The 13,285-nt window shown below is 67.1% G+C and carries 12 protein-coding genes; 4 read left to right on the forward strand and 8 right to left on the reverse strand.

Annotated features, from left to right (window positions below; genetic code table 11):
• Nucleotides 1-2: 2 nt before the first annotated feature.
• From OV287_RS42485 to OV287_RS42520, 8 genes are all read right to left on the reverse strand, one after another.
• A complete protein-coding gene (locus OV287_RS42485) occupies nt 3-2,732 on the reverse strand; it encodes a type IV pilus secretin PilQ (RefSeq protein ID WP_267539749.1) in 2,730 nt (909 codons plus the stop codon).
• A 69-nt stretch (nt 2,733-2,801) separates the two neighbouring features.
• Nucleotides 2,802-3,374 (reverse strand): pilus assembly protein PilP, encoded by a 573-nt coding sequence (locus OV287_RS42490; RefSeq protein ID WP_267539750.1) that lies wholly within the window; start codon nt 3,372-3,374, stop codon nt 2,802-2,804.
• A gap of 50 nt (nt 3,375-3,424) precedes the next feature.
• Nucleotides 3,425-4,033 carry a type IV pilus inner membrane component PilO gene (locus tag OV287_RS42495; protein ID WP_267539751.1) on the reverse strand — a complete coding sequence of 203 codons (609 nt, stop codon included), beginning with the start codon at nt 4,031-4,033 and terminating at the stop codon, nt 3,425-3,427.
• Between the two features lie 14 nt (nt 4,034-4,047).
• Complete coding sequence (locus tag OV287_RS42500) at nt 4,048-4,725, reverse strand: PilN domain-containing protein (protein ID WP_267539752.1); 678 nt, start codon at nt 4,723-4,725, stop codon at nt 4,048-4,050.
• 39 nt (nt 4,726-4,764) lie between these two features.
• A complete protein-coding gene (pilM, locus tag OV287_RS42505; protein WP_267539753.1) occupies nt 4,765-5,847 on the reverse strand; it encodes a type IV pilus assembly protein PilM in 1,083 nt (360 codons plus the stop codon).
• Nucleotides 5,848-6,062: 215 nt separating this feature from the next.
• On the reverse strand, nt 6,063-7,478 hold the full coding sequence (locus tag OV287_RS42510; RefSeq protein WP_267539754.1) for a sigma-54-dependent transcriptional regulator: 1,416 nt from the start codon (nt 7,476-7,478) through the stop codon (nt 6,063-6,065).
• A gap of 49 nt (nt 7,479-7,527) precedes the next feature.
• Entirely contained in the window at nt 7,528-8,649 is a 1,122-nt protein-coding gene (locus tag OV287_RS42515) for a sensor histidine kinase (RefSeq protein ID WP_267539755.1), read from the reverse strand.
• 16 nt (nt 8,650-8,665) lie between these two features.
• Entirely contained in the window at nt 8,666-9,646 is a 981-nt protein-coding gene (locus tag OV287_RS42520; RefSeq protein WP_373371871.1) for a prepilin peptidase, read from the reverse strand.
• Between the two features lie 250 nt (nt 9,647-9,896).
• Between OV287_RS42520 and OV287_RS42525 the strand changes: the two genes are divergently transcribed.
• The 4 genes from OV287_RS42525 (at nt 9,897) to OV287_RS42540 (ending at nt 13,266) form a co-directional block, all read left to right on the forward strand.
• Entirely contained in the window at nt 9,897-10,535 is a 639-nt protein-coding gene (locus OV287_RS42525) for a prepilin-type N-terminal cleavage/methylation domain-containing protein (protein ID WP_267539756.1), read from the forward strand.
• 95 nt (nt 10,536-10,630) lie between these two features.
• Nucleotides 10,631-11,533, forward strand: coding sequence for a tetratricopeptide repeat protein (locus OV287_RS42530; RefSeq protein WP_267539757.1), 903 nt, complete (start codon nt 10,631-10,633; stop codon nt 11,531-11,533).
• Between the two features lie 3 nt (nt 11,534-11,536).
• Complete coding sequence (locus OV287_RS42535; protein WP_267539758.1) at nt 11,537-12,499, forward strand: ABC transporter ATP-binding protein; 963 nt, start codon at nt 11,537-11,539, stop codon at nt 12,497-12,499.
• Nucleotides 12,499-13,266, forward strand: a complete 768-nt coding sequence (locus OV287_RS42540; RefSeq protein WP_267539759.1) for an ABC transporter permease — start codon at nt 12,499-12,501, stop codon at nt 13,264-13,266. Before OV287_RS42535 ends, OV287_RS42540 begins: the two co-directional genes overlap by 1 nt.
• The last annotated feature ends 19 nt before the right edge of the window (nt 13,267-13,285 follow it).

A 13,285-nucleotide genomic window follows, 5' to 3' on the forward strand; every position in this document is an offset into this window, starting at 1 on the left:
TGCTACAGAGACTGGGCAATCGTCTGCCGGTTGAGAATGCGCGGCGTGATGAAGATGAGCAGCTCCTGCCGGTCATCACGCTCGCGGAAGTTCTTGAACAAGAGCCCCAGCACCGGGATCTTCGACAGGAAGGGCACCGCGTTGCTCTGGGTGCTGCCACGGCGGACGTAGATGCCACCGATGACGGTGGTATCGCCGTCCTTGACCAGCACCTGGGTGTTGGCCTCCTTGCGCTGGATGGCGGGCTGGCCGTTGGCGCCAGTCTGAGAGGGATCCGGCTGGTTGTTGGCCGCGTTGATGCTCAGCAGGATGCTGCCATCCTGGGTGACATGGGGCGTCACCTCGAGCGACAGGCGCGCTTCGACGAAGGTGGTGTTGGCGCCAGAGGCGGACACCTGGCTGAACGGGATGGACACACCCTGGCTGATGCGAGCGGTGTTGTTGTCCAGCGTCGTGACCTTGGGCGCGGAGATGGTCTTCACGACACCCTCGTTCTCCGCCGCCGAGATGCGCAGGTTGAGGGCGAGCGCACCACCGGCCGAGCCGAAGACGAAGCCCAGCGCACCACCGTTGCCCAGGCCCGCGCCCACCGGCAGGTTGACGGCGAAGTTGGGGATGTCCGAGACGCCCGGCGCGGTGCCTTCAACGCCACCCGTCACCACGGCGGTGTTGGGGAAGACGAGGCCGGTGCTGTTACCCGTAGCCGGGCTGGCGGCGGCCTGACCACCCCACTGAACACCCAGTTCGCGGCTGAAGGAGGTGTTGGCCTCGACGATGCGGCTCTCGATGAGCACCTGCGGCGTCTGCGTGTCCAGGTTGCGCACCAGGGCCCGCGCCTTCTCCACGTTGGCGCGCACGTCCTTGACGATGAGCACGTTGGTGCGCGTATCCACCGTCACCGAGCCACGCTCGCTCAGCACGTCCTTCACGCGGGTCGCCATCTCGGTGGCCGTCGCATAGTTCACCGGGAGGAGGTTCACCAGCAGCTCCTCCTGGGCCACGAGCGACTTCTTGCGCTCCTGGCGCAGCTTGGCCTCCTCCTCCAACGTCTTGAGCGGAGCCACGCGCACGATGTTGCCGATCTCCTCCTTGCCCAGCGACTTGGTGCGCAGGACGAGATCCAACGCCTGATCCCAAGGCACGTTGCGCAGGCGGATGGTCACCTTGCCCGACACGTCATCGGCCACGACGATGTTCTTCTTGGAGATCTCCGCGATGACGCGCAGCAGGTTCTGGATGTCGATGTCCTTGAACTCGAAGGACACCTTCTTGCCGCGGTAGCGGGCCTGCTGGGGCGCGCCCTCGGAGGCATAGGTGGGCGCCTCGGCGGTGAAGCCGGCGGTGCGCTGGGTGACCGTCACCTGCTCCGTCTTCACGCCCTTGACGCTCAGCCGCCAGGACAGGCCACCGGCCACCTGGCTCACGTTCTCCTCGATGGCGCCGTCGGCGGCCACCACCACGCGCACCCGGTTGCCCTCACCGGGCACCGCGAAGGCGCTGATCATCTTCACCGGCGTCTCCAGCGCGCTGGTGTCCAGGCTGCGCTCCAGGCGGCGCGGCAGCCGGGCATTCTCCAGCGACAGCACCGCGCTGCGAGGATCCGGCCGCTCCACCTTCCACGCCACCGCGCCCGACAGCTTCAGGTTCACCCGGCCACCGGACTCGTTCTCGTCGAAGGTCAGGTCCTTGACCTCCACGGTCGCCGGCTGCGCGTCCACGGGCTTGGCCCGCAGGGGCTCGTTCTCCGCCACCACCTTCTCCGGGGTGTCGGCCTGGGCGGATGGCTTGCGGGCCACCTTGCCCCCGAGCACCACCTCGAGGCCGCGGCCGGTGCGCTCCACCTCATAGCCGGGCATCTGCCCGCGCACGTCGAGCACCAGCCGGACCTTGTCCGAGTGGGCACCCACGCGCACTTCCTTCAGCACACCCGAGCGGATGCGCGGCGCGCGAGCGGCCAGACCCACGCCGTACACGTCCACCGCGAGCCGCGGAGGATCCGCCAGCTCCAGCACTTCGTAGCGGGCGACCTCGCCATCCGCGCGGATGCTCAGCGTGTCCCGGGAGAAGTTCAAGCCAGTGATGCGGCGGGCCGGGTTCGACACCTCGCGCTCGTCCGCCTCGGCCGCCACCACGTTCTCGGGCAGCGGAGCGGACTTCTTCTCCTGAGGCTCGGCAGCGGCCGGCTTCGGCGCGGGAGCCACCTCCGGAGCGGGCGCGGCGCTGGCCACGACGGGCGCGGCCTTCGGCTCGGCCGCGGCGGGAGTCACCGGCTCCGCCTTCGGCTCGGCCGCCGGCGCAGAGGCCACCTTCGCCTCGGCCGCCGCTCCGTCCACGGAGATGATGACCCGGTTACCCTCGGCGCGCACGTCATACTGCGCGGCCTGGTGCAGGGCCACCAGCACTCGGCCCACGCTTGCGCGCTCGTCCGAGAACTGGGAGGCCACCACTCCGGACACAGGTCCCTGTCCGTTATGGTGCCCCTTGATGCCCGTGGCGTCCGCCGACGAGAGGTCCACCACCAGCCGCTCCGGCCCACTCAGCCGGAAGACGGTGAAGGTAGGAGCCCGCGTGCCGGACACCACCACCTGGGCGCCCGAACCCGTCTGCGTGACCTTCAGGTCGCGCAGCGTATTGAGCTCGGCGGCCTCGGCCCCGACACCCACGAAGGCAACCGCCAGGGCGGCCACCAAGCTCATCAACTTGCCCCTCGTCACAGCGCTCTCCTCGAGCATGCTTCCCCTCAACAAGTTGCAATGGGCCATGAAAGCCAGAGCGACTCCGGCTCCCAGGTCACCGGGCCACTACGGCTCCCAGTTCTTGCCCGTCATCAGGTCGTAGGCGGGGTCCGCCTTATCCTGCTGCTTCAGCTCCAGCTTCACCGGGTTGTAGACAACCCGATCCGCCGTGGTGGTGGTCTCGGTGACGATGACCTCGTCGCGGAGGATCTGCGTCACCTTGCCACCCTGGCGGCCCATCCGGGTATTGCGGCGCACGATGTGCCCGCGACCCATGGGATCTTCCACCATCGCCATCGGGTTGGCGTCACCCGTGACCACCGCCACCAGCTTGAGCTGGTCAATGTCCCACTGGCACAGCGCCTCGTTGCAGGCCGCCACCTGAGGACCGTTCTGCGGATTCTCGCGAACCATGTCCTGGATGGGACTGCGGAACGGATCGCGCCTGCCCACCGGGTTGTAGCTGTAGACGTAGGCCGGCCCGGTCGCTACCGGCGCCTCCGCAGGCTTGTCCTTCGGGGCCTCGGCCTTCGGGCGCGCAGTAACGGCCGGCGCGGGCGGCGGAGCTTCCTCCTCGCCACAACCGACGAGCGCGAGGGCCAGCGCCCCCGAAATGAACATGGATTGGAACGTCTTCATCCTCGGGTCCCCTTGTCGCCCCATTTCCAGGACCGATCAAGTTTCTGCTACTACTTCTTGGTTTTCGGATCAGCAGGCTGCTTCGCGGTGTTGACGAAGCGGAAGGTGGTGGCCAGGAACGAACTGTTGAGCATCACCTTCTCGTTCTTCACCTTGGCGCCATCGAGCTTGATGTTGTTGACGTTCACGATGCGCCGCATGGTGGAGACCTCCTGCAGGAACATGGCGATCTCGTGGTAGTTGCCGCTCACCACCATCTTGATGGGGATGCGCGCGAAGAAGTCGCCACCGCCCACCGTCTCCGGGCCCGGCTCCACGCGGGAAATCTCCAACCCGGACTTCTTGCCAATGTCGTTGAGCTGCGCGAGCAGCTCCTCGATGTCCTTGTTCTCCGGCAGCTCCGTGAGCGCCTCGGCGAGCTTCTGCTCCAGCACGTCCATCTCTCGCCGGCGCTCGTTGAGGTTCTGGGCGATCTCGCTCTTCTCCGCGAGCTCCAGGTCCAGCTTGCGCTGCTCGGCCTGCTGCTGCTCCATCTCCACTTCCAGCGGCTGGATGCCGAAGAAGAAGTTGGCGGCCGTCAGCAGCACCACCAGGGCGGCCAGTCCGCCGAACCGCACGGCGGGAGGCGCCTTCGCGAGCCTTTCGAGTTGCTTGTCCATGGCTCAGGTTCCTCTCAGATAGCGTAGTTGGCGGTGAGGGAGATGTCGAAGTCCACCGTGCTCACCTCACCCGGCTTGGGGTTGCTGCCCTGCTGGGTGCTCTTGAGGTCCACGTTGGAAAAGAAGGGCTTGATGTCCGTCACGGGGAACTCCTCGATGGCGGCCTCGGCCGCCACCAGCTCCACGCGGGACGTCTTGGCCTCGCGGCGCTGCTCCACCAGCCGGCCAATGCCCTTGGGCGTCCACACCATGCCGTTGAGGTTGCGCATCAGCTCGGCCACGTCGTCGTGGCTGACGGCCGAACCGGTCAGCTTCACGCTGCCACGCTCCTCGTTGAAGGCCTTGATCCACGCCTTCTTGGGCAGGGCGGTGGAGAGCGCGTCCAGCAAGCGCACCGGACCGGAGCGGCCGCGGCGCAGCTCGTCCAGGACGGCCAGCTTCTTCTCCACCTCGATCTTGCGGGTGTTGATGTTCTTCACCTCGCCGATCGTCTTGTCGAGATCGGCGATGCGGCGGCGGGTGTTGGCCAGGCCCTCGGCCTGCGCCTGCACCACCCCATCGCGGTCGGCGTACCACATGTAGTTGCCCACGCCGGCACCCACGAGCACGAACACGAAGAGCGCCAGGACTTGGCGGCCCGCGTTCGGCCTGACTTTGGCCCGGACTGGCAGCAGGTTGATACGAATCATCATGTGCGTCGGTCCTTCGAAGACGGAGATGCTGGGGAGGGATCAGCCGAGCTTGTCGCCAGGCTTGCGCAATGCCAGACCCACGGCCACCGCGGCCATCGGCGCCACCTCCATGATGAAGGCGGGGTCGAACTTGCGGTTGTCCACGTCGATCTTCCGGAAGGGGTTGAGAATCTCCACCGGCACGCCCACTCGCGTCTCGATGGTCTTGAACAGCGCCGGAATCTTGGCGGTTCCACCAGAGAGGTAGACCTTGGTGAAGTTGGCGTCCACCGCGGTGCCCGCGTAGAAGTCCAGCGAGCGCTGGATTTCACCGGCCACCTGCTCGGCCACGCTCATCAGCACCCGCTCCACCTCCTGGGGAACCACTGCGTCCGAGTCCCCGCGGGTGCCGCCGATCTTCAGCGCCTCGGCCTCCTCGTAGGAGACGTTGAGCTGCTTCTGGATCTCCTCGGTGAACTGGTTGCCGCCGATGGTCACGTCACGGGTGAAGACCGTGATGCCATTGGAGATGATGTTGATGTTCACCACCGAGGCGCCCGCGTTGATGAGCACCACCGTCTCCTTGTCGGGGACGTCGTAGTTGGAGGCGAACATGTTCTGGACGGCGAAGGCGTCCACGTCCACCACCACCGGCTGCAGCCCCGACTCGGAGACCACGGTGGTGTAGTCGTTGATCATGTCCTTCTTGGCCGCGACCAGGAGCACGTCCATCTGGCCGGTGGCGTCATTGCCACCCGCGTCCAGAATCTGCGTGTCGATGTTCACGTCCTTCACGTCGAAGGGGATGTACTGCTCCGCCTCCCACTGGATGCTCTCCTCGAGCTCCTCCTGGGTCATCCGCGGCATCTGAATCTTCTTGATGATGACCGAGTGACCGGAGACGCCGATGGCGACCTCCTTGTTCTTGACCTTCAGCTCGGTCATCAGCTCCTGCAGCGCCTGGACGATGGCGGTGGAGTTCATGAGCGCGCCGTCGACGATGGCCTCGGGAGGCAGCGGCTTCATGCCGAAGCTCTGCAGCGCGTAGCTCACCTGGCCACGCTTGCGCTGCTCCTTGAGGAGGATCATCTTCACCGAGGTCGATCCGATATCGAGACCGAGAGCCAGCTTTCCCTTCGCCATACAGTCGTTGCTCCTGGAGGGGCCGCCAGCGTAGCACCGGCCCGCGAGCCCTCCTAAAAAGTGCTCCGCGCCTGCCCGCGCAGCAGGCGGCCAATCTGTCCCCCGGAATCCCACGGCGGTACACCCACGCCGCTCTTGTGGGGCCGATTTTCCGGCTTCGGACGCGTTCCGTCAAATCGGCCCGCTCCACGCTCCGTCCACTGCCGGGCGGCCAGTCAGCCTCGCTCCCCCTCGGCGTCCGCGTCGATTCCGTACTCCTTGATTTTGTACAGCAGGGCCCGATGGCTGATCTCCAGCACCTCGGCGGCGCGGGTGCGGTTGCCGCGGGTGCGGCGCAGGGCAGCGCGGATGTAGGACTCCTCCAGGTCCCGGATGGCCTGCTTGAGGGACAGGTTGGCCTCGGGCGGGGGACGTGTCGGAGCGGGAGCGGGCGCGCTGGCCGGTGGAGGGGCGGCCCAGAGCCGCTCTGGCAGGTTCTCCGGGAGGATCAGCTCTCCCTCGGCGAGCAGGACGGCGCGCTCCATCGCGTTCTCCAGCTCTCGCACGTTGCCGGGCCAGGCGTAGGAGGACAGCAGCGCCTCGGCCTCGGGGCTGAAGCCGAGCACGGGCGGCTCGCGGTTGAGCTCGCGGTTGAAGCGCGAGAGGAAGGCGCGGGCCAGCAGGAGGATGTCCGCGTGGCGCTCGCGCAGCGGAGGGACACGCACGTTCACCACGTTGAGCCGGTAGTAGAGGTCCTCGCGGAACTCGCCCCGCTCCACCAGCCGGCCCAGGTCGCGCAGCGTGGCGGCCAGGACGCGCACGTCCACCTTCTCCGCCCGGTTCTCCCCCACCGGGCGAATCTCCCCCTCCTGTAGCACGCGCAACAGCTTCACCTGCGCGGGCGGGGGCAGCTCCCCCACCTCGTCGAGGAAGAGCGTGCCGCCATCGGCCTCGCTGAAGAGGCCGCGCCGAGCGGTGCGCGCATCGGTGAAGGCCCCCCGGGCGTGGCCAAAGAGCTCGCTCTCGATGAGGCCCGCGGGAATGGCGCCGCAGTTGACGGCCACGAAGGGCATGGCGGCCCGGGGCGAGCGCGCATGCAGGGCCCGCGCGACAAGCTCCTTGCCCGTCCCGCTCTCGCCGGTGATGAGGACGGTGGTGCCCACCGGCGCGAGCCGCTCCACCTGCCGCATCACCACGCGCATCGGCTCGCTCTCGCCGAGGATGCCCTCCACGGGCGTGGCCCTGCCGGCCCCCTGCAGGCGCCGGTTCTCCCGCAGCAGCCGCTCGCGCTCCTCCGCCTTGCGCAGGACGAAGACGATCTCCTCGGGCTTGAAGGGCTTGCGCACGTAGTCGTACGCGCCGGCCCCCACCGCCTCGAGCGCCTGCTCCTGCGAGCCATAGGCGCTCATCACCACCACCGTCAGCCCCGGGTGCTCGGCGAGCGCCTGGCGCAGCACGGACAGGCCGCCCAGCCGGGGCATGCGCACGTCACACAGCAGCACGTCGTAGCCGCGCGCCGACAGCTCCCGCAGCGCCTCCTCCCCGTCGGCCACGGCCCGCACCTCGTAGCCCAGCCCGGAGAGCACCAGGGTGAGCACGTGGCGGACAGAGGGCTCGTCGTCAGCGACGAGGATGCTGCGAAAGAGGGCCATGAGACCTCACAGAAGTAGCCCACTCCAGGGTGCGCGGCCAGATTCCGCCTCAGATGGCTGGCAGCCGGACAGAGAAGCGAGCACCGCCTCCCGGCACGTTCTCCGCTACCAGCCGCCCGCCCATTCCCTCCGCCAGGTGCAGCGAGACGGCCAGCCCCAGCCCCGTGCCCTGACCGGGTTCCTTCGTGGTGAAGAAGGGCTCGAAGAGGCGAGGCATCACCTCCTCCGGAATGCCAGGCCCCGTGTCCTCCACCACCAGCAGCACCTCTCCCGCCTCACTGCAGGTGGAGAGTCGGACACAGCCCTTCCCGCCCATGGCCTGCACCGCGTTGAGCAACAGGTTGATGACGATCTGTGACAGCGGGCCGGAGTCCGCGCGCACGAGCAGTCCGGGCGAGAGCTCGAGCACCAGCTCCACCCGTGAGAAGTCCCGTCCGACCTTCACCAGCTGCACGCACGTCTCCACCACGTGCCCCACCTCCACCGGCCCCTGCCGCTCGCGCTCGGGGCGGCCAATCTCCAGCAGGCCCCGCACGATACGGTCGATGCGCTGCACCTCATGGTCGATGCGCCCGAGGTACTCCTGCACCTCGGGATCCTTCACGCGGGCTCCGGCCAGCGAGAGGTAGCCGAGGATGCCCGCCAACGGGTTGCCCACCTCATGGGCGACGCCCGCGGCGAGCCGGCCCACGGTGGCCAGCCGCTCCGCCGAGACGAGCTCCGTCTGCGCCTGGGTCAGCCGCGCGTTGGCGGCCCGCAGCGCCTCCACCTGACGCCGCGTGGTGTCCTGCTCCTCCTGGAGCGCCGCCGCCATCCGTGAGAGCGCCCGCTGGATGCGCGAGAGCAGCGGCCCCGGACGCTCCGGCACCGACACATCCAGCTCCAGCCGGCCGAGCTGCTCCACCACCACCTCGGTCCGCCGCAGGGGCCGGCCCACCATGAAGTCCAGCACCCCGTACGCAAGAACGGTGAGCAGCACCAGGTCCAGCAGCAGGAGGAAGGGCAGCGAGCCGATCGTCCGCGCCAACACCGCGGCCTCTGGCGAGCCAGTCACCGCGCAATGGCGCGCCACCTCCACCAGTGCCAGCAGCGGCCGCTGCAGGGTGAGCCAGGTGAAGCCCGTGCCCACCACACTGAGCAGGAAGGCGACGCTGGCGATGCGCCACTTCATCCGTGCCCGCCTTCCCTCACGGAGCTCCCGCCAACAACAGATCCAACGGAACCGGCAGCACCTCGCGCAGCCACGGGCCGAGCAGCATCACCTCGAGCGCCGCGACCGACAACCACGGGCCGAAGGGGATGCTGGTGGGGCCCGGCTCCCAGTCATCCTCCTCATCCTCGTCCTCCTCCTCCTCCCGGTTGCCTGCCGAGGGAGCGCCCACCTGCTCTGGCGCCGGCCCGGGCTCGCCTGCCGAGGCTGTCTCCGTCCCAGGGGCCGAGGGCGGCGGCGTGGTGGCGGACTCAGACTCGGGCTCTGGCGCCGGTCCCGCACGCCCGCGGAAGAGCAGCAGCAGCGAGCCCACCACCGCCCCCTGCAACGAGGAGAGGAAGATGACGGCGAGCAGCGACTTCCACGTGAGGAAGGCGCCAATGAGCGCGAGCAGATCCTTGTCTCCCGCGCCCAGCGCCTCCTTCTTGAAGATCTTCTCCCCCAGCCACTCCATGAACCAGAAGACGAGGAAGCCAGCCACGGCGCCGATGATGGAGTCGCGCACCCGGTCCAGCCCCATGGGCGCGGAGAGCACCACGCCCGCGGCGATGCCCGGCCACGTCAGCTGGTGCGGCAATATCCAGTGCTCCAAATCAATGAAGGAGAGCGGCACCAGCAGCAGCACCATCACCAGGGCAGCCACCAGCTCGGGCGTCCAACCAAAGCGGCGCTGGCAAGCCAGGAAGAGCAGCGCGGTGAGCAACTCGATGAGCGGGTAGCGCCAGGAGATGGACTGGCCGCACGAGCTGCAACGTCCGCGCAGTGCGAGCCACGACAAGACTGGAATGTTCTCGTACCAAGCGAGTTGATGCCCGCACTTGGGACACCGCGAACGGGGATGCACGATGCTCTCGTCCGCGGGCACGCGAGCGATCACGACATTCAAGAAACTGCCGAAGAGCAGGCCCAGGACGACAATCACCGTCACGGCCAAGCCTTCCACCGCCTGAGGAGTCACGTTCTGCGTCCCTTCGTTCCTCGAGAAGCTCCGGAGGGCAGAGCATAGGGCCCGAGCGCGTCACCCGGGCAGACGATTCCTGTCACTCCAGTGACAAAAATTGGCACCCGCATCGCGTCACTTGGCGCGTGATCCAACGCAAGTACCTGGATCAGCGTGGCAGGTCCGTGGCTTTGACGCTGGCACCGTTCGTGCTATTCCTCACAACGGCTTCGGCCGCAACCCATCCTTCACCCGAAGGGAACACCCCATGACCCGTCTGTTCGCTCGTAAGAACCGCGGCTTCACCCTGATCGAGCTCATGATCGTGGTGGCCATCATCGGCATCCTCGCTGCCATCGCCATCCCGAACTTCATCAAGTTCCAGGCTCGCTCCAAGCAGGGTGAGGCCAAGGCCAACCTGAAGGCTTGGTTCACCACGCAGCGCGCCTTCCTCCAGGAGAAGGACCGCTACGAGGAGGACATCAAGATCATCGGTTACGCCCCCGAGCGCGGCAACCGCTACGCCTACTACTTCTCGCAGACCAAGACGTTCGAGATCCGTGGCGAGGACAAGATCGCGGACCTCGACTCCGCCACCGCCATCACGGTTGACACCGGTAAGTTCAAGGGCGCGACCACCGACCCGACCCCCGCTCCGCTCGGTGGTCTGTCCCACGTCGGCACGGGCGCGGCTCCCAAGCAGCCCGGCATCTCCGGCACCTGCCCTGGCTGCAACATCGACGCGGTCGCGGCCGGCAACGTCGACAACGAGATCGTCGGCAACGACACCTGGTACATCTCCACGTCCGACGCCAAGGGCTCTGCCAACTGCGGCAACGCCGATGAGAAGATGGCCGTCGCCGGTACGCCGTTCATGAACTACAACGACGTGGACTGCGACAAGTAATACCCCCGCCATCGGTCTGGCTTTCAGGAGCCGCCGTTGGATACAAAAGGACATCCGGGCATAAACCCGGGTGTCCTTTCTGTTTTAATGCCGCTATGAGGTCGCGAACTTATCTGCCTGCCCTGCTGGTCGGCCTACTCAGCCTGACCACCCTCGTCCTGCTCGCATCGCCTCCTCGCAAGCCTCCCCGTGGCCCCCACCAGGAGCCCCTGCTCCCCCGTCAGGAGCTGCTCCGCCTGGTTGGCCGTGGCTACCTGGAGCTGGTCGCCGACTACTTCTGGCTCCAACTCGTCCAGACCACTGGCAGTGCGATCGATGCCGAGGAATACCGAGACATCTACCCCTATGCGGACCTCACCACCGATCTGGATCCCAAGTTCGGCATGGTCTACCCGTTCGCCGCCGGAGTGATGCCTACCAACCTGGGGCGTGAGATCTGGGTCAACACCGAGGAGTCCACCCGGCTGCTGCGCAAGGGACTGAAGCTGTTCCCGAACGATCTCAAGATGCACATGCTGCTGGCCTACAACCTGAGCGCCTTCCACAAGCAGTACCAGGAGGCCGCCCAGGTGCTGGAACAGGCCTCGAAACTCCCGGGTGCGCCCTCCTACCTGCCTGCCCTGGCCACCCGCCTCTATGCCCAATCCGGAAGCGTGAACGCCGGCCTCGCGCTGGCCCGCTCCCTCGTGGACTCCGCCGAGGATGAGGAGACGCGCGCGATCTTCAAACAGCGCGTGTTCGATCTGGAGATCGAAGGAGAGCTGCGGCGCGTGGACGCCGCCATCGACCGCTTCCGCCAGACGTTCGGCGCGGCCCCGCCCGATATCGATACGCTGCTGTGGCTGGGCTTCCTGGACAGGCCGCCGTACGACCCCAAGGGCGGCGGTTTCGTCATTGGCACTGACGAGCGCGCCTATTCGGAAACCCAGCAGCGGCGACTCGAAGTCTTCACCCCCGACAACCGTGGTTACCAATGGGCCATGCCCATGGAGAAGTGACCCATGGACTCTCCCTCCCCCATCGAAATCCGAAACCTGTCCAAGACGTACCGGCTCGGCTTCTTCATGAACCGGCAGGTGCGCGCCCTCCAGTCGCTGGATCTCTCGTTGAGGCCAGGCCAGGTGTACGGGCTGCTCGGGCCCAATGGCGCCGGCAAATCCACCACCATCAAGATTCTCCTGAACCTGGTGCAGCCCTCGGGAGGAGAGGCGCGGCTGTTCGGCCTTCCACCGACGCAACGGGAGGCACGCCGCCGGGTGGGCTATGTGCCGGAGAACCCAGCGCCCTACGAGTACCTCACCGGCCGTGAGTTCGTCACGTTGTCGGGACGGCTGGCGGGAATGAGCGGCAAGGAGTTGGATGACCGCGTCTCCGAGGTGCTGGGCATGGTGCAGATGACCCGCGCCGCCAACCTGCAGATCCGCCGCTACAGCAAGGGCATGGTGCAGCGTGTGGCGCTGGCGCAGGCCTTGGTGGCCAAGCCCGACCTGCTCATCCTGGACGAGCCCACCTCGGGGTTGGATCCCGTGGGCCGCCGGCAGATCCGCGACCTCATCCTCGAGGAGCGCCACCGAGGCACCACGGTGCTCTTCTGCACGCACATCATCCCGGACGTGGAAGCGCTCTGTGATCGAGTGGCCGTGCTGGTGGGCGGCCGGCGCGTGCGCGAGGGCAGCGTGGCCGAGCTGGTGAGCTCGCAGGCCACGCACGTGGAGCTGACGGTGGAGGGGCTGCCGCTGGAGCGCATCCAGGCAATGGAGATTCCCCTGGAGATGACCCGGCAGTTGGAGAACCGCGTGCTGCTGCACGTGCGCGAGGCGGATGCCCAGCCACTGCTCAAGCGCGTGCTGGAGTCCGGCGGACGCGTCACCCAGCTCCAGCCCGCCCGTTTCTCATTGGAAGAACTGTTCCTGCGTGCGCTGGAAGAGGCCAAGCAGGGTCCCGTTGGAGGAGAGATTTCGTGATGGGTCCGTTCGTCGCCCTGGCGCTCAATGGTTTCCGGGAAGCCCGGCGCAACCGCGTCACCCTGCTGGTGGCCATCTTCGCGCTGGCCATGCTGATGTCCACCTCGCTCGTGCTGGAGGTCACCGTCGGCACGTTCGACCGCGTCATCACCGACGTGGGCCTGGGGACCATGAGCCTGATGTTGGTGCTGCTCACCATCTTCCTCTCCAGCGGGCTCATCTCGCGGGAGATCGAACGGCGCACCATCTTCCTCATGGTGTCCAAGCCCCTGTCGCGTGGCGCGTTCCTGGTGGGCCGGCTGATGGGCAACATGCTCACCGTGACGGTGCTGCAGCTGCTCATGGCCGCGCTCTTCTTCCTGATGATGCGCTTCTACGGCTCTCCCATCAGCACCGCTCACCTGGCGGCGGTGGGCATGCTGTGGTTCGAGCTGTGGGTGCTCAGCGCCGTGGGCTTCCTGATGTCCAGCTTCTCCAGCCAGATGGTGTCGGCCTTCGTCACCGTGAGCACCTACTTCGCGGGCCACCTGGCCTCGGACATCTACGCGCTGGCCGGAAGGTCCAAGAGCGACGGAATCCAGGCACTGGGCAAGGCCGTGTACTACCTGATGCCGGACCTGTCGCGCTTCAACTACCGGCCGCACGCGACGTACTACGCGAGCATCGCGTCCAGCGAGCTGCTGTCCACCGCCCTGTACGGCATGGCCTATACCGGCGTGCTGGTGGCGCTGGCCGTCATCCTCTTCAACCGGCGCGACTTCCGCTGAGGTGCCCGACCCGGGGCGG

This window comes from Archangium lansingense, from assembly GCF_026626635.1.
Taxonomy (GTDB): domain Bacteria; phylum Myxococcota; class Myxococcia; order Myxococcales; family Myxococcaceae; genus Archangium; species Archangium lansingense.

Excerpts from the sequence above, each read along its gene's own strand:
- OV287_RS42500 (WP_267539752.1), bottom strand. The coding sequence starts at position 4,725 with ATGATGATTCGTATCAACCTGCTGCCAGTCCGGGCCAAAGTCAGGCCG.
- OV287_RS42525 (WP_267539756.1), top strand. The coding sequence starts at position 9,897 with ATGACCCGTCTGTTCGCTCGTAAGAACCGCGGCTTCACCCTGATCGAG.
- OV287_RS42535 (WP_267539758.1), top strand. The coding sequence starts at position 11,537 with ATGGACTCTCCCTCCCCCATCGAAATCCGAAACCTGTCCAAGACGTAC.
- OV287_RS42490 (WP_267539750.1), bottom strand. The coding sequence starts at position 3,374 with ATGAAGACGTTCCAATCCATGTTCATTTCGGGGGCGCTGGCCCTCGCG.
- OV287_RS42515 (WP_267539755.1), bottom strand. The coding sequence starts at position 8,649 with ATGAAGTGGCGCATCGCCAGCGTCGCCTTCCTGCTCAGTGTGGTGGGC.
- OV287_RS42540 (WP_267539759.1), top strand. The coding sequence starts at position 12,499 with ATGGGTCCGTTCGTCGCCCTGGCGCTCAATGGTTTCCGGGAAGCCCGG.
- pilM (WP_267539753.1), bottom strand. The coding sequence starts at position 5,847 with ATGGCGAAGGGAAAGCTGGCTCTCGGTCTCGATATCGGATCGACCTCG.
- OV287_RS42485 (WP_267539749.1), bottom strand. The coding sequence starts at position 2,732 with ATGCTCGAGGAGAGCGCTGTGACGAGGGGCAAGTTGATGAGCTTGGTG.
- OV287_RS42510 (WP_267539754.1), bottom strand. The coding sequence starts at position 7,478 with ATGGCCCTCTTTCGCAGCATCCTCGTCGCTGACGACGAGCCCTCTGTC.
- OV287_RS42495 (WP_267539751.1), bottom strand. The coding sequence starts at position 4,033 with ATGGACAAGCAACTCGAAAGGCTCGCGAAGGCGCCTCCCGCCGTGCGG.
- OV287_RS42530 (WP_267539757.1), top strand. The coding sequence starts at position 10,631 with ATGAGGTCGCGAACTTATCTGCCTGCCCTGCTGGTCGGCCTACTCAGC.